The following is a 14,524-nucleotide window of genomic DNA, read 5'->3' as shown; positions in this document are numbered from 1 at the left end:
CTCACGTCCCTTCGTGCGGGCCCCTCCAGTATCGGGTCCGGAGCCGGTCGCCGCGCCCGGGACGGCCGGTCGGCTAGCCTGACCACGATGAACCGCCTCAGCACGCCCGCCGCCACCCCAGCCGTCGAGCCCTTCGACACCCCCTGGGGAGAGTTCGCCCTCACCCGGTATCCGGAGGACCCGCGCGAGCGGCTGCGCGCCTGGGACGCCGCCGACCACTACCTGCTGCGCCACCTCGCCGGCCTGGCGGACAGCGCCGAGGGACGGGCGGCCGAGCTCGACGGGCGCTCGGTGGTGATCGTCGGCGACCGCTGGGGCGCGCTCGCCACCGCGCTGGCCGACCGCCGGCCCGTCCAGATCGGGGACTCCCACCTCGGCCAGCGGGCCACCGCGGCCAACCTGGCCCGGTCCGGCGCCGCCCCGGACGCCGTCCGGCTGCTCACCACCCGGGACACCCCGCCCGAGCGGATCGACGTGCTGCTGGTGCGCGTCCCCAAGAGCCTCGCGCTGCTGGAGGACCAGCTGCACCGGCTCGCCCCGGCCGTCCACCCGGGCACCCTGGTCGTCGGCGCCGGCATGGTCACCGAGATCCACACCTCCACGCTGCGGCTCTTCGAGCGGATCCTCGGCCCGACCCGCACCTCGCTGGCCGTCCGCAAGGCCCGGCTGATCCTCTGTACCCCGGACCCCGCGCTCGACCCCGGCCCCAACCCCTGGCCGCACAGCTACGCGCTCCCGGACGACATCGGGGCCGCCTCCGGCCGTACGGTGACCAACCACGCGGGCACCTTCTGCGCCGAGAAGCTGGACATCGGCACCCGCTTCCTCCTCGGTCACCTGCCGGCCACCGCCCCGGGCGCCCGGATCGTCGACCTGGGCTGCGGCAACGGCGTGGTGGGCACCGCCGCCGCGCTGGCCAACCCCTCGGCCGAGCTGGTCTTCGTGGACGAGTCCCACCAGGCCGTCGCCTCGGCCGAGGCCACCTTCCGTGCCAACCTGGGCCCCGGGGCGCCGGCCGAGTTCCTGGCCGCGGACGCCCTGGCCGGCGACACCCTGGCACCCGGCTCGGTGGACGTGGTGCTCAACAACCCGCCGTTCCACTCCCACCAGGCCACCACCGACGCCACCGCGTGGCGGATGTTCACCACCTCCCGCCGCGCGCTGCGCCCGGGCGGCGAGCTCTGGGTGGTCGGCAACCGCCACCTCGGCTACCACGTCAAGCTGCGCCGTCTGTTCGGCGACTGCGAGCTGGTCGCGGGCAACCCCAAGTTCGTCGTCCTGCGGGCCGTCAAGCGCTGACCCCCGCCCCCGGCCGCCCGCGCGACGGCCGGGACCCCCGCGCGTGCGGCCGGGCCACCCGTGTGAAAGAGGTGGCCCCCGCATGAACTCCTTGCATGAATGTTCCGTGCTGCGTATATTCATGCCACGACCTAGGAGGAACGCCATGGCATTGCGAGTCGCCGTCGCCGGTGCGAGCGGGTACGCGGGCGGTGAGGTCCTGCGCCTGCTGCTCGGCCACCCGGAGGTGGAGATCGGGGCGCTCACCGGCGCCTCCAACGCCGGCACCGAACTCGGGGCGCTCCAGCCGCACCTGCTGCCGCTGGCGGACCGGGTGCTGGAGGAGACCACGCCCGAGGTGCTGTCCGGGCACGACGTGGTGTTCCTGGCGCTGCCGCACGGCCAGTCCGCCGCCGTCGCCGAGGCCCTCGGCGCGAACACGCTGGTCGTCGACTGCGGAGCCGACTTCCGGCTCAGGGCCGCCGCCGACTGGGAGCAGTTCTACGGCTCCGCGCACGCCGGCACCTGGCCGTACGGGCTGCCCGAGCTGCCCGGCCACCGCGCCGCGCTCAAGGGCAGCAACCGCATCGCCGTCCCCGGCTGCTACCCGACCGCCGTCTCGCTCGCGCTGTTCCCCGCGTACGCCGCCGGGCTCGCCGAGCCCGAGGCCGTGATCGTCGCCGCCTCCGGCACCTCCGGCGCCGGCAAGGCCGCCAGGACCCACCTGCTGGGCAGCGAGGTGATGGGCAACGTCAGCGCGTACGGCGTCGGCGGCGGCCACCGCCACACCCCGGAGATGGCGCAGAACCTCACCCCGCTCGCGGGCGAGCCGGTCAGCGTCTCCTTCACCCCGACCCTGGTCCCGATGCCCCGCGGCATCCTCGCCACCTGCTCCGCCAAGGCCCGGCCCGGCGTGAGCGCCGAGGGCCTGCGCGCCGCGTACGAGGAGGCCTTCGCCGGCGAGCCCTTCGTCCGCCTGCTGCCCGAGGGGCGGTGGCCGCAGACCAGCAGCGTCTACGGCTCCAACGCCGCGCTGGTGCAGGTCGCGCTGGACGAGACCGCCGGACGGATCATCGCGATCAGCGCGATCGACAACCTGGTCAAGGGCACCGCCGGCGGCGCGGTGCAGTCCATGAACATCGCCCTCGGCCTGCCCGAAGAGCTGGGCCTGCCCCTGAACGGAGTCGCACCGTGACCGAAGACCCGACCAACGCGGCCGCCGACGTGGGAGTCACGGCGGCCAAGGGCTTCCGCGCCGCCGGCGTGACCGCCGGCATCAAGGCCTCCGGCACCCCGGACCTCGCCCTGGTCGTCAACGACGGCCCCTCGCTCGCCGCCGCCGGCGTCTTCACCTCCAACCGGGTCAAGGCCGCCCCCGTGCTCTGGTCCCAGCAGGTGCTGAAGGGCGGTCAGGTCTCCGCGGTCGTCCTCAACTCCGGCGGCGCCAACGCCTGCACCGGCCCGCTGGGCTTCCAGGACACCCACGCCACCGCCGAGAAGGTGGCCGAGGAGCTCGGCCTGAACGCCGGCGAGGTCGCCGTCGCCTCCACCGGCCTGATCGGTGTGCGCCTGCCGATGGACATCCTGCTGCCGGGCGTCACCCTGGCCGCCGGCGCGCTCACCGCCACCGGCGGCGAGGCCGCCGCGATCGCCATCAAGACCACCGACACCGTCCACAAGACCGCCCAGGTCACCAGCCCGTCCGGCTGGACCGTCGGCGGGATGGCCAAGGGCGCCGGCATGCTCGCCCCGGGCCTGGCCACCATGCTGGTCGTCCTCACCACCGACGCCGCCGTGGACGCCGCCGCCCTGGACGCCTCGCTGCGCGCCGCCACCCGGGTCACCTTCGACCGGGCGGACTCCGACGGCTGCATGTCCACCAACGACACCGTGCTGCTGCTGGCCTCGGGTGCCAGCGGCGTCACCCCGGACGGCGCCGAGTTCGACGAGGCCGTCCGGACGGTCTGCGCCGACCTGGCCCGCCAGCTGATCGGCGACGCCGAGGGTGCGAGCAAGGACATCCGGATCGACGTGGTGGGCGCGGCCACCGAGGACGAGGCCGTGGACGTCGCCCGCACCATCGCCCGCAACAACCTCCTCAAGTGCGCCATCCACGGCGAGGACCCCAACTGGGGCCGGGTGCTGGCCGCGATCGGCACCACCTCCGCCGCCTTCGACCCCGACCGCCTGGACGTCGCCATCAACGGTGTCTGGGTCTGCCGCGACGGCAGCGTCGGCGAGGACCGCGACCTGGTCTCCATGAAGGGCCGCGAGGTGGTCATCACCGCCGACCTCAAGGCCGGCCCGGCCGCGGCCAGCGTGTGGACCAACGACCTCACCGCCGACTACGTGCACGAGAACAGCGCCTACTCCACCTGATCCCGCACAGTCGAACACGGAACCCGGGGACACACCGTGCAGATCGCACCCAAGGGCGAACAGGCCCGCAACAACACCGCGTTGCCCAAGGCCATGACACTGATCGAGGCGCTGCCCTGGCTGGAGCGCTTCCACGGCAAGACCGTCGTCATCAAGTTCGGCGGCAACGCCATGGTCGACGAGGAGCTCAAGGCCGCCTTCGCCCAGGACGTCGTCTTCCTGCGCTACGCCGGGCTGCACCCGGTGGTCGTGCACGGCGGCGGCCCGCAGATCAGCGCCCAGCTGGAGAAGCTCGGCCTGGAGTCCTCCTTCACCAACGGCCTGCGGGTCACCACCCCCGAGACCATGGACGTGGTCCGGATGGTGCTGGCCGGTCAGGTCCAGCGCGAGCTGGTCGGCCTGCTCAACGAGCACGGCCCGTTCGCGGTCGGCATGACCGGCGAGGACGCCCACACCATGACCGCCGTCAAGCGCTACGCGGTGGTCGACGGCGAGCAGGTGGACATCGGCCTGGTCGGCGACATCGTCAACATCGAGGCCGGCGCCGTGAAGGCGCTGATCGGCGACGGCCGGATCCCGGTGATCTCCTCGATCGCCCGGGGCGCCGACGGCCACGTCTACAACATCAACGCCGACACCGCCGCCGCCGCCCTCGCGGTGTCCCTGGGCGCCGAGATGCTGGTCATCCTGACCGACGTCGAGGGCCTGTACAAGAACTGGCCCGACTCCGACGACGTGATCAGCCAGCTGAACGCGGGCGAACTGGAGGCGCTGCTGCCCGGCCTGGCCAGCGGCATGCTGCCCAAGATGGAGGGCTGCCTGCGCGCCGTCCGCTCCGGCGTGGGCACCGCCCGCGTCCTGGACGGGCGGGTGCCGCACTCGCTCCTGCTGGAGATCTTCACCGACGAGGGCATCGGCACGATGGTCGTGCCGGACGACGAGACGACCGTGACCGGGGGACTGGCATGACCGCGAACCAGCAGCTCACCGAACGCTGGCAGCACTCCTTCACCGACAACTACGGCACCCCGCGGCTCCCGCTGGTGCGCGGCGAGGGCGCCAGGTTCTGGGACGCCGACGGCAAGGAGTACACCGACCTGGTCGGTGGGATCGCGGTCAACGCGCTGGGCACCGCCCACCCGGCCGTCGTCGAGGCGGTGACCCGGCAGATCGGCACCCTCGGCCACGTCTCCAACCTCTTCATGGCCGAGCCCACCATCGCGCTGGCCGAGCGGCTGCTGACGCTGGCCGGCCGCCCCGGACGGGTGTTCTTCTGCAACTCCGGCGCCGAGGCCAACGAGGCCGCCTTCAAGATCAGCCGGCGTACCGGCCGCACCCATGTGGTCGCCCTGGAGGGCGGCTTCCACGGCCGGACGATGGGCGCGCTCGCGCTCACCGGCCAGCCGGCCAAGCGGACGCCGTTCCTGCCGCTGCCGGGCGAGGTCACCCACGTCCCGTTCGGCGACGTGGAGGCGCTGCGCGCGGCCGTCACCACGGAGACCGCGGCCGTCTTCCTGGAGCCGATCCAGGGCGAGAACGGCGCGGTCCCGCTGCCCGGGGGCTACCTGCGGGCCGCCCGCGAGATCACCCGCGCCACCGGCACCCTGCTGGTGCTGGACGAGATCCAGACCGGCGTCGGCCGGACCGGGTACTGGTTCGCCCACCAGGCCGAGGAAGGCGTCGACCCGGACGTGGTCACGCTCGCCAAGGCGCTCGGCGGAGGGCTGCCGATCGGCGCCGTGCTGGCCTTCGGCGAGGCCGCCGACCTGCTCACGCCCGGGCAGCACGGCACCACCTTCGGCGGCAACCCGGTGGTCGCCGCCGCCGCGCTCGCGGTGCTGGACACCATCGAGTCCGAGGGCCTGCTGGAGCACACCCGCAAGATCGGCGAGCGGCTGCGCGAGGGCATCGAGGCGATCGGCGACCCGCTGGTCTCCCACGTGCGCGGCGCCGGGCTGCTGCTGGGCATCGTGCTGACCGAGCCGGTCTCCGCGAAGGTGCAGGCCGCCGCGCAGGAGGCGGGCTTCCTGGTGAACGCGGCCGTCCCGGACGCCGTCCGGCTGGTGCCGCCGCTGGTGCTCACCGAGCAGGAGGCGGACGCGTTCCTGGCGGCCCTGCCGGCCGTCCTGCGGGCGGTCCGCGAGGGCGCCCCGGCGGCTGCGGACCGTACGTAGTCCGGGAGAATAAGCACATGACCGTACCCAGCTCCGACCACTCCACCGTCGGCCCGACGCCGCAGGTCCCGCAGACCCGCACCGCGCGTCACCGGCGGATCGTGGACCTGCTCACCCGCCAGCCCGTTCGCTCGCAGAGCCAGCTCGCCAAGCTGCTCGCCGATGACGGACTGGTGGTCACCCAGGCCACCCTCTCCCGGGACCTGGACGAGCTGGGCGCGGTGAAGATCCGCAACCGGGACGGCGCGCTCATCTACGCCGTCCCGGCCGAGGGCGGCGACCGCACGCCGCGCGCGCCGATGGGGGAGTCGGCCAGCGAGGGCCGGATGGCCCGGCTGGCCGGCGAGCTCATGGTCTCCGCCACCGCCTCCGGCAACCTGGTGGTGCTGCGCACCCCGCCGGGCGCCGCGCAGTTCCTGGCGTCCGCGATCGACCAGGCCGAGGTCTTCGAGATCATCGGCACCATCGCGGGCGACGACACCGTGCTGCTGATCAGCCGTGACCCGGCGGGCGGGCAGGCCCTGGCGGACCATCTGATGCAGCTGGCCCAGGCCAAGGCCCAGTAGCCCGGCGCCGAGCCGCTCCGGTGTGGTCCGGCCCGGTCCCGTCGTCGCCGCCGAGCGCGCCGGGGCCGGGCCGTTCGGCGTATCCGACCAGCTCAGGGCCGGTTCCCGGGCCCGGGCGGAGCGACTTCCCCCACGTGTTTTGAATTTCATACGGTGTAGTGCATACTTATGCCAATCGCCGTAAACCTGTTCGCACAGTTGTGAAGGAGAAAGCCGTGACCGAGCGCGTCGTACTCGCCTACTCGGGCGGTCTGGACACGTCCGTCTGCATCGGCTGGATCGCCGAGGAGACGGGCGCCGAGGTCATCGCCGTCGCCGTCGACGTCGGCCAGGGCGGCGAGGACCTGGACGTCATCCGCCAGCGCGCGCTGGACTGCGGTGCCGTCGAGGCCGAGGTCGCGGACGCCCGCGAGGAGTTCGCCAACGAGTACTGCCTGCCGGCCCTCAAGGCCAACGCGCTGTACCAGGGCGAGTACCCGCTGGTGTCGGCCCTCTCCCGGCCGGTCATCGTCAAGCACCTGGTCGCCGCCGCGCAGAAGCACGGCGCCACCACCGTCGCCCACGGCTGCACCGGCAAGGGCAACGACCAGGTCCGCTTCGAGGTCGGCATCAACTCGCTGGCCCCGGGCCTGAAGTGCATCGCCCCGGTCCGCGACTACGCGATGACCCGGGACAAGGCGATCGCCTTCGCCGAGGCCAAGGGCCTGCCGATCGCCACCACCAAGAAGTCCCCGTACTCGATCGACCAGAACGTCTTCGGGCGGGCCGTCGAGACCGGCTTCCTGGAGGACATCTGGAACGCCCCGATCGAGGACGTCTACGAGTACACCCAGAACCCGGCCACCCCGCGCGAGGCCGACGAGGTCGTCATCACCTTCGAGGCCGGCGTCCCGGTCGCGATCGACGGCCGCAAGGTGACCGTCCTGCAGGCCATCGAGGAGCTCAACCGGCGCGCCGGCGCGCAGGGTGTCGGCCGCCTCGACATGGTCGAGGACCGGCTGGTCGGCATCAAGTCCCGCGAGATCTACGAGGCCCCCGGCGCGATCGCCCTGATCACCGCCCACCAGGCCCTGGAGAACGTCACCGTCGAGCGCGAACTCGCCCGCTACAAGCGGCAGGTGGAGCAGCGCTGGGCCGAGCTGGTCTACGACGGCCTCTGGTTCTCGCCGCTCAAGCGCGCCCTGGACGGCTTCGTCGACGAGGCCAACCAGCACGTCTCCGGCGACATCCGGATGGTCCTGCACGGTGGTCGCGCGGTGGTCAACGGCCGCAAGTCCGACCAGTCGCTGTACGACTTCAACCTCGCCACCTACGACACCGGCGACACCTTCGACCAGTCGATGTCCAAGGGCTTCATCGAGATCTTCGGCCTCTCCTCGAAGATCGCCGCCCGCCGCGACCTCGGCTGACGGTCCCCGTGACAGCCCCGGCCGTTCCCCCGACGGCCGGGGCCCCGCCCGCCCCGCCTCCGCACCCCGCCCCGCCTCCGCACCCGCTGTACCCCTCGCACCCCCGCCGTACCTCAGCAAGGAGCCACGCGATGTCGTCCGAACAGCCCGCAGACGTCCGCCTCTGGGGCGCTCGCTTCGCCGACGGCCCGTCCGAGGCGCTGGCCAAGCTCTCCGCCTCGGTGCACTTCGACTGGCGCCTGGCGCCGTACGACATCGCCGGCTCCAAGGCGCACGCCCGGGTGCTGCACAAGGCGGGGCTGCTGAGCGACGAGGAACTGGCCGGCATGCTGGCCGGGCTCGACCAGCTGCTCGCCGACGTGACCGCCGGTACCTTCACCGGCACCATCGCCGACGAGGACGTGCACACCGCGCTGGAGCGTGGCCTGCTGGAGCGGCTCGGCCCCGACCTGGGCGGCAAGCTGCGGGCCGGCCGCTCGCGCAACGACCAGATCGCCACGCTGTTCCGGATGTACCTGCGCGACCACGCGCGGACCATCGGCGGGCTGATCCTCGACCTCCAGCACGCCCTGGTCGGCCTCGCCGAGGCGCACCCCGACACCGCCATGCCGGGCCGCACCCACCTCCAGCACGCGCAGCCCGTCCTCTTCGCCCACCACGTGCTCGCCCACGTCCAGGCCCTCGGCCGGGACGCCGAGCGGCTGCGCCAGTGGGACGCCCGCACCGCCGTCTCGCCGTACGGCTCCGGCGCGCTGGCCGGCTCCTCGCTGGGCCTGGACCCGCAGGCGGTCGCCGCCGACCTGGGCTTCGAGCGCGGCTCGGTGGGCAACTCCATCGACGGCACCGCCTCGCGGGACTTCGTCGCCGAGTTCGCCTTCGTGACGGCGATGATCGGGATCAACCTCTCCCGGATCGCGGAGGAGGTGATCATCTGGAACACCAAGGAGTTCGGCTTCATCACGCTGCACGACGCCTTCTCCACCGGCTCCTCGATCATGCCGCAGAAGAAGAACCCGGACATCGCCGAGCTGGCCCGCGGCAAGTCCGGCCGCCTGATCGGCAACCTGACCGGCCTGCTGGCCACCCTCAAGGCCCTCCCGCTCGCCTACAACCGGGACCTCCAGGAGGACAAGGAGCCGGTCTTCGACTCCTGCGACACCCTGGAGGTGCTGCTGCCCGCCTTCACCGGGATGATGGCCACCCTCACCGTCCACCGGGCCCGCCTGGAGGAGCTGGCCCCGGCCGGCTTCTCGCTCGCCACCGACATCGCCGAGTGGCTGGTCAAGCAGGGCGTGCCGTTCCGGGTCGCGCACGAGGTGGCCGGGGCCTGCGTCAAGGTCTGCGAGGCGCAGGGCATCGAGCTCTCCGACCTGACGGACGAGCAGTTCGCCGCAATCTCCGAGCACCTGACACCCGAGGTCCGCTCGGTGCTCAGCGTCCACGGCGCCATCGCCGCGCGCAGCGGCCGCGGCGGCACCGCCCCGAGCGCCGTCGCCGTCCAGCTCGCCGAGGTGAAGGCCGACCTGGCCGCCCAGCAGGAGTGGGTCCGGGGCTGACCCGTACGGGAACCACTTTCGGGCACCGATCCCGCCGAGGCCGTGACCGGCCGCGGCGGGATCGCGTCGTACCGGGTATGTGTGCCGACGCCCCCCGTGCCCCCTCCGCCGACGTCCCGCGGACCCCGTCCGCCGAGGAGCAGGTGCTCGCCCGGCAGCGCGACCGCGAGCTCTGGGCGGCGGTCGCCTCGCTGCCCGGGCGCTGCGCCGAACTGCTCACCGCCCTCGCCGAGGATCCCGACCTCAGCTACGCCGAGCTCGCCGACCGGCTCGGCCTGCCGCGCGGCTCCATCGGCCCGACCCGCTCCCGCTGCCTGGCCCGGCTGCGCACGGTGCTGCACAGCCACCGGGATTGACCCGCATGTCCGGCGCAAGCCCCGTCCCTCAGGGCGGGGCTAGCCGGTTCGGTCCGTAGCGCGGAGCGTTCTACGACGGGCGCTGCTGGTTTTCGATGTACTCGCGGATGATCGCCAGCGGTGCCCCGCCGCAGGACGCGGCGAAGTAGGACGGCGACCACGGGTGTCCGTGCATGATGGCCCGGTTCATCGCGTACGTGTACTCCTTGCGCAGCAGCCTGGCGGACACGCCCTTGAGGCTGTTCACGAGGCCGGAGACGGCCACCTTCGGCAGGTGGTCGATCAGCAGGGGCACGTGGTTCTTCTCGCCATTGAACTCCTTCAACTCCGCCTCGAAGTCCTGGTAGACCTTCCGCATGATCTCCTCGCAGGTCGTCGGCATCTCCTCGTCCGGGACTCCGCGCCGGTACTTCGTCACAAAGGCCAAGTGCACCTGCATTGCACCGAAACCACCGTTCGGCCATGCCGATGATCCGTCAGCTCACTTACGGGACAAACGATATGATCTGGTGTGTGCAGCTCAGGTACAACTTCAGGGCGTACCCGACGTCAGGTCAGCGACAGTCGCTGGCCCGTGCGTTCGGGTGTGCGCGGGTGGTCTTCAACGATGGGTTGCGTGCTCGTCGGGAAGCCCACGCGGCGGGGCTGCCGTACATCAGGGACACCGATCTCCAGAAGCAGGTCATCACCGCCGCCAAGCGCACCGGGGAACGGGCGTGGCTGGGTGAGGTGTCCTCGGTGGTGCTGGTGCAGGCCCTGCGGGACCTGCACACCGCCTACCGGAACTTCTTCTCCTCCCTCACCGGCAGGCGCAAGGGGCCGAAGGTCGCCCCGCCGCGCTTCAGGTCGAAGCGGGACAACAAGCAGTCGATCCGGCTCACCGCCAACGGCTTCGACCTGCGCGACAACGGCAAGCTGTACATCGCCAAGGTCGGGGACCTGGAGATCCGCTGGTCCCGCACGCTTCCGGCCGCCCCGACCTCGGTCACGGTCACCAAGGACGCCGCCGACCGATACTGGGTGTCGTTCGTGGTCGAGACGGACCCGGAGATCCTGCCCGAGTCGGACACCGAGACCGGCATCGACCTCGGCCTCACCCACTTCGCCGTCATGTCCGACGGCCGCAAGGCGGAGTCACCGACGTTCCTGCGCCGTGCGGAGAAGAAGCTCAAGCGGATGCAGAAGGCCCTCAGCCGGTGCGCGAAGGGCAGCAGCAACCGGGCCAAGGCCCGCAGGAAGGTGGCCCGGCAGCACGCCCGTGTGGCGGACAGGCGCAGGGACTGGCAGCACAAGCTGAGCACTTCGATCATCCGCGAGACCCAAGCGGTGTACGTCGAAGACCTCAGTGTGAAGGGCCTCGCCAGGACCCGGCTCGCCAAGTCCGTGCACGACGCCGGATGGTCGCAGTTCGTGATGATGCTGGAGTACAAGGCCGTCAAGCACGGCCGGTACTTCGGCCGGATCGGACGCTTCGAGCCCACCTCGCAGGTGTGCTCGGCCTGTGGGATCAAGGACGGACCCAAGCTCCTCAACGTCCGTGAATGGACGTGTGGGGACTGCGGGAGTGTCCACGACCGGGACGTGAACGCCGCTCGCAACATTCTGGCCGCCGGACGGGCGGACAGGCTAAACGCCTCGTGGAGCGCAGGTAAGGCCGGCCCCGTTCCGGCGCAGCGCGTTGAAGCAGGAACCCACCGAGATCGGCACATGCCGGTGGTAGGAATCCAGACCCTTTAGGGTCTGGAGGACGTCAAGTGACCCTCGCCACGTTAGGGGTCCGGAAGGTTGAGAGCAGCTGACACGCGGGTAGAGCGGTGGCGAACGTGGCGCTTGCTGATACGTTCGTGCGCCACCCCCGGTCAGGGCCGATCCCCGGCCGGGACATCTCCGGCAGGGCATCCGGTGCGACACCCTCACGTTTGCGCGCCGGGCACGACGATGGGGAGGCCCCCGCACATGGGCATGAGCGTGATCATCGAGTCGGCGGACGCCGAGGACGCGGAGCAGATCCTCAAGCTCCAGTACCTGGGCTACCAGAGCGAGGCCGAGCTGTACGGCGACTGGGCCATCGAGCCGTTGACGCAGAGCCTGGAGAGCCTGCGCGGTGAACTGGAGGAGCAGCACGTCCTGGTGGCCCGGCTGGGCGGCGAGGTCGTCGGGACGGTGCGCGGACAGGTCGGCCCGGACGGCATCGGCCGGATAGGGCGTCTGGTGGTGCACCCCCGGATGCAGCGGCACGGACTGGGCGGACGCCTGCTGGAGGCCCTGGAGCGCCGGCTGGCCGAGGACGGCCGCCCGGTGACGGCGTACCGGCTCTTCACCGGTCACCGCAGCCTGGCCAACCTGCGGCTGTACACCCGCCAGGGATACCGCCAGACCACGGTGGAGCAGGTGAGCGGGCGGATCAGCCTGGTGCACCTGGAGAAGCCCGCGGACTCCCCGCTCGCGCGTACCGCCTGAACCCCGTCGCAACCCCTCACCGGCCCGGCGCCGCCACCATCTGGACCTCCAGTGGCCGCGCCGGGCCGGTGTTTCCGCTGGTCACGGAGATATCCGTCCGCATTGCGGACAGCTGGTCCTGATGATTGGGACCGAATCGATTCGTCTGATTTACTGGCTCACATGACTGCGACGACGAAATGGACCCCCACCGGCACCCTGCCGGCAGGTGAGAGTGCCATGTGCCGTCGAATGTGTCACCGCTGAGGGCCATCGCTCCTCTTCTCGCGCCCCGAAGCGAGACCCCGCCGCTCCCCTCGTGAGCGCGCTCCCCACCGGAACCCCCCTCCCTCCGCCTGCCCGCGTACGGGCGGGTGGCGATCCCTGACGTCCCCTGCCGTCCCGCGGTGAGCCGTGGGGTCGCGCCGTCGCGCGGCCCGCCGGTCCGGCGGTGACGACCGGAGGGGCGCCGGGCCCGATCCTCCCGGTGCGACGCCGTACCCCATCGCCGACCGCGACCCGGTCCGGCGGTCCCGCGCCGTCCGCCCCCGACCCACGGAAGCAGCTGTGATCACCACCAAGGACCTCACCAAGGTCTACCGCTCCAGCGGCCGCGAGGTGACCGCCCTCGCCGGCGTCGACCTGCACGTCCGCCCCGGCGAGGTCTACGGAGTCGTCGGCACCAGCGGCGCCGGCAAGTCGACCCTCATCCGCTGCGTCAACATGCTGGAGCGCCCCAGCTCCGGCACCGTCACCGTGGACGGCGTCGAGCTCACCGCCCTGCCCGGCGGCGAGAACCGGGCCGGCCGGGAGCTGCGCGAGGCCCGCCGCCGGATCGGCATGGTCTTCCAGCACTTCAACCTGCTCTCCTCCCGCACGGTCCAGCAGAACGTCGAACTCCCGCTGGAGATCATCGGACTGGACCGCACCGAGCGCCGCCGCAAGGCCGCCGAACTGCTCGACCTGGTCGGCCTCGCCGACAAGGCCCGCAGCTACCCCGGCCAGCTCTCCGGCGGCCAGAAGCAGCGCGTCGGCATCGCCCGTGCCCTGGCCGGCGACCCCAAGGTGCTGCTCTCCGACGAGGCCACCTCGGCGCTCGACCCCGAGACCACCCGCTCGATCCTCAAGCTGCTGCGCGACCTCAACCAGCAGCTCGGCCTCACCGTGCTGCTGATCACCCACGAGATGGACGTCATCAAGTCCGTCTGCGACTCCGCCGCCCTGATGCGCGGCGGCCGGGTGGTCGAGTCCGGTGCGCTGACCGACCTGCTGGCCAGGCCCGGCTCCGAGCTGGCCCGCGAGCTGTTCCCGCTCAGCGAGTTCGGCGCCGGCCACCCCGGCGGCACCGTGCTGGAGATCACCTTCCAGGGCGACACCTCCGGGCAGCCGTTCGTCTCCCAGCTCGCCCGCACCTACCAGATCGACATCAACATCCTCGGTGCCGCCGTCGAGACCATCGCCGGCCGGATGGTCGGCCGGATGCGGGTCGAACTGTCCGGCAGCCGCGAGGACAACGTGGTGCCGATCGGCTACCTGCGCGAGCAGGGCCTGCAGGTGGACGTGATCGACGTGACGGACGGAGCGGTGGCATGACCTGGGACCAGATGCAGGAACTGATGTGGCCCGCCACCTGGGAGACCTTCCAGATGGTCGGCGTCGCCACCGTCGGCACCGTGCTGATCGGCCTTCCGCTGGGCATCCTGCTGGTGCTCACCGACAAGGGCGGCCTGCTGCAGAACCGGCCGGTCAACAAGGTGCTCGGCGCGGTCGTCAACATCGTCCGCTCGGTGCCGTTCATCATCCTGATGATCGCCCTGATCTCCTTCACCCGCTGGCTGGTCGGCACCTCCATCGGCTGGGAGGCCGCGACCGTGCCGCTCACCATCGGCGCGATCCCCTTCTTCGCCCGCCTGGTCGAGACCTCGATCCGCGAGGTGGACCGCGGCCTGGTCGAGGCCGTCCAGGCGATGGGCGGCTCCGCCTGGACCATCGTCCGCAAGACGCTGGTCCCCGAGGCCCTGCCCGGCCTCGTCGCCTCCGTCACCACCACGGTCATCACGCTGATCGGCTACTCCGCCATGGCCGGCGCCGTCGGCGGCGGCGGGCTCGGCACCCTGGCCATCAACTACGGCTACTTCCGCTTCGAGACCGCCTTCATGTGGGTCATCGTCGCCGAGCTCGTGATCATCGTCACCGTCGTCCAGCTGATCGGCGACTACGCCGTCCGGCGCCTCTCCCACCGGGGCCGCCCGGCCCGCACCCGGCTGCTGCGCCCGCGCGGCGCCACCCCGGCGCCCGCCGGCGACAAGACCCTCGTCGGCTCCTGAGGCCCACCCCCCCCAGACCTCCCCCGTCCGATCCCCGGAC

General features: G+C 72.0%; 13 protein-coding genes and 1 pseudogene. 13 read left to right on the top strand and 1 reads right to left on the bottom strand.

Going from position 1 to position 14,524, the window contains the following annotated elements; translation table 11 throughout:
• Positions 1-87 precede the first annotated feature (87 nt).
• The 9 genes from ACWEQL_RS08940 (at position 88) to ACWEQL_RS08900 (ending at position 9,718) form a co-directional block, all read left to right on the top strand.
• On the top strand, positions 88-1,299 hold the full coding sequence (locus ACWEQL_RS08940; RefSeq protein ID WP_452149512.1) for a methyltransferase: 1,212 nt from the start codon (positions 88-90) through the stop codon (positions 1,297-1,299).
• Between the two features lie 145 nt (positions 1,300-1,444).
• Complete coding sequence (argC, locus tag ACWEQL_RS08935; RefSeq protein ID WP_452149511.1) at positions 1,445-2,473, top strand: N-acetyl-gamma-glutamyl-phosphate reductase; 1,029 nt, start codon at positions 1,445-1,447, stop codon at positions 2,471-2,473.
• Positions 2,474-2,502: 29 nt separating this feature from the next.
• Positions 2,503-3,657, top strand: a complete 1,155-nt coding sequence (gene argJ / locus ACWEQL_RS08930) for a bifunctional glutamate N-acetyltransferase/amino-acid acetyltransferase ArgJ (RefSeq protein WP_452149544.1) — start codon at positions 2,503-2,505, stop codon at positions 3,655-3,657.
• A gap of 93 nt (positions 3,658-3,750) precedes the next feature.
• Positions 3,751-4,626 (top strand): acetylglutamate kinase, encoded by an 876-nt coding sequence (gene argB / locus ACWEQL_RS08925; RefSeq protein WP_452149543.1) that lies wholly within the window; start codon positions 3,751-3,753, stop codon positions 4,624-4,626.
• Positions 4,623-5,831 (top strand): acetylornithine transaminase, encoded by a 1,209-nt coding sequence (locus tag ACWEQL_RS08920; RefSeq protein WP_452149510.1) that lies wholly within the window; start codon positions 4,623-4,625, stop codon positions 5,829-5,831. Before argB ends, ACWEQL_RS08920 begins: the two co-directional genes overlap by 4 nt.
• 17 nt (positions 5,832-5,848) lie before the next feature.
• Positions 5,849-6,397: an arginine repressor gene (locus tag ACWEQL_RS08915; RefSeq protein ID WP_452149509.1), complete on the top strand. Its 549-nt coding sequence runs from the start codon at positions 5,849-5,851 to the stop codon at positions 6,395-6,397.
• Positions 6,398-6,612: 215 nt separating this feature from the next.
• On the top strand, positions 6,613-7,806 hold the full coding sequence (locus tag ACWEQL_RS08910; RefSeq protein ID WP_452149508.1) for an argininosuccinate synthase: 1,194 nt from the start codon (positions 6,613-6,615) through the stop codon (positions 7,804-7,806).
• 131 nt (positions 7,807-7,937) lie between these two features.
• Complete coding sequence (gene argH / locus ACWEQL_RS08905; protein ID WP_452149507.1) at positions 7,938-9,362, top strand: argininosuccinate lyase; 1,425 nt, start codon at positions 7,938-7,940, stop codon at positions 9,360-9,362.
• A gap of 77 nt (positions 9,363-9,439) precedes the next feature.
• Positions 9,440-9,718, top strand: coding sequence for an RNA polymerase sigma factor (locus tag ACWEQL_RS08900; RefSeq protein WP_452149506.1), 279 nt, complete (start codon positions 9,440-9,442; stop codon positions 9,716-9,718).
• A gap of 70 nt (positions 9,719-9,788) precedes the next feature.
• Here the strand turns inward: ACWEQL_RS08900 and tnpA are convergent.
• Positions 9,789-10,198, bottom strand: a pseudogene (gene tnpA, locus ACWEQL_RS08895) (IS200/IS605 family transposase).
• Positions 10,199-10,231: 33 nt separating this feature from the next.
• On the opposite strand from tnpA, the gene ACWEQL_RS08890 reads away from it, so the two are divergent.
• From ACWEQL_RS08890 to ACWEQL_RS08875, 4 genes are all read left to right on the top strand, one after another.
• Positions 10,232-11,455, top strand: coding sequence for an RNA-guided endonuclease InsQ/TnpB family protein (locus ACWEQL_RS08890; protein WP_452149505.1), 1,224 nt, complete (start codon positions 10,232-10,234; stop codon positions 11,453-11,455).
• 219 nt (positions 11,456-11,674) lie between these two features.
• Positions 11,675-12,178 carry a GNAT family N-acetyltransferase gene (locus ACWEQL_RS08885; RefSeq protein WP_452149504.1) on the top strand — a complete coding sequence of 168 codons (504 nt, stop codon included), beginning with the start codon at positions 11,675-11,677 and terminating at the stop codon, positions 12,176-12,178.
• Between the two features lie 546 nt (positions 12,179-12,724).
• On the top strand, positions 12,725-13,750 hold the full coding sequence (locus ACWEQL_RS08880) for a methionine ABC transporter ATP-binding protein (RefSeq protein ID WP_452149503.1): 1,026 nt from the start codon (positions 12,725-12,727) through the stop codon (positions 13,748-13,750).
• Positions 13,747-14,484 (top strand): methionine ABC transporter permease, encoded by a 738-nt coding sequence (locus ACWEQL_RS08875; protein WP_452149502.1) that lies wholly within the window; start codon positions 13,747-13,749, stop codon positions 14,482-14,484. Before ACWEQL_RS08880 ends, ACWEQL_RS08875 begins: the two co-directional genes overlap by 4 nt.
• Positions 14,485-14,524 lie beyond the last annotated feature (40 nt).

It is taken from the genome of Kitasatospora sp. NPDC004240, assembly GCF_053603215.1.
The sequence above is the reverse complement of the archived record's forward strand: the minus strand, read 5'-3'. Positions and strand labels throughout refer to the sequence as shown.

Excerpts from the sequence above, each read along its gene's own strand:
- argC (WP_452149511.1), top strand. The coding sequence starts at position 1,445 with ATGGCATTGCGAGTCGCCGTCGCCGGTGCGAGCGGGTACGCGGGCGGT.
- ACWEQL_RS08920 (WP_452149510.1), top strand. The coding sequence starts at position 4,623 with ATGACCGCGAACCAGCAGCTCACCGAACGCTGGCAGCACTCCTTCACC.
- argH (WP_452149507.1), top strand. The coding sequence starts at position 7,938 with ATGTCGTCCGAACAGCCCGCAGACGTCCGCCTCTGGGGCGCTCGCTTC.
- ACWEQL_RS08875 (WP_452149502.1), top strand. The coding sequence starts at position 13,747 with ATGACCTGGGACCAGATGCAGGAACTGATGTGGCCCGCCACCTGGGAG.
- ACWEQL_RS08900 (WP_452149506.1), top strand. The coding sequence starts at position 9,440 with ATGTGTGCCGACGCCCCCCGTGCCCCCTCCGCCGACGTCCCGCGGACC.
- ACWEQL_RS08915 (WP_452149509.1), top strand. The coding sequence starts at position 5,849 with ATGACCGTACCCAGCTCCGACCACTCCACCGTCGGCCCGACGCCGCAG.
- ACWEQL_RS08885 (WP_452149504.1), top strand. The coding sequence starts at position 11,675 with ATGGGCATGAGCGTGATCATCGAGTCGGCGGACGCCGAGGACGCGGAG.
- argB (WP_452149543.1), top strand. The coding sequence starts at position 3,751 with ATGACACTGATCGAGGCGCTGCCCTGGCTGGAGCGCTTCCACGGCAAG.
- ACWEQL_RS08940 (WP_452149512.1), top strand. The coding sequence starts at position 88 with ATGAACCGCCTCAGCACGCCCGCCGCCACCCCAGCCGTCGAGCCCTTC.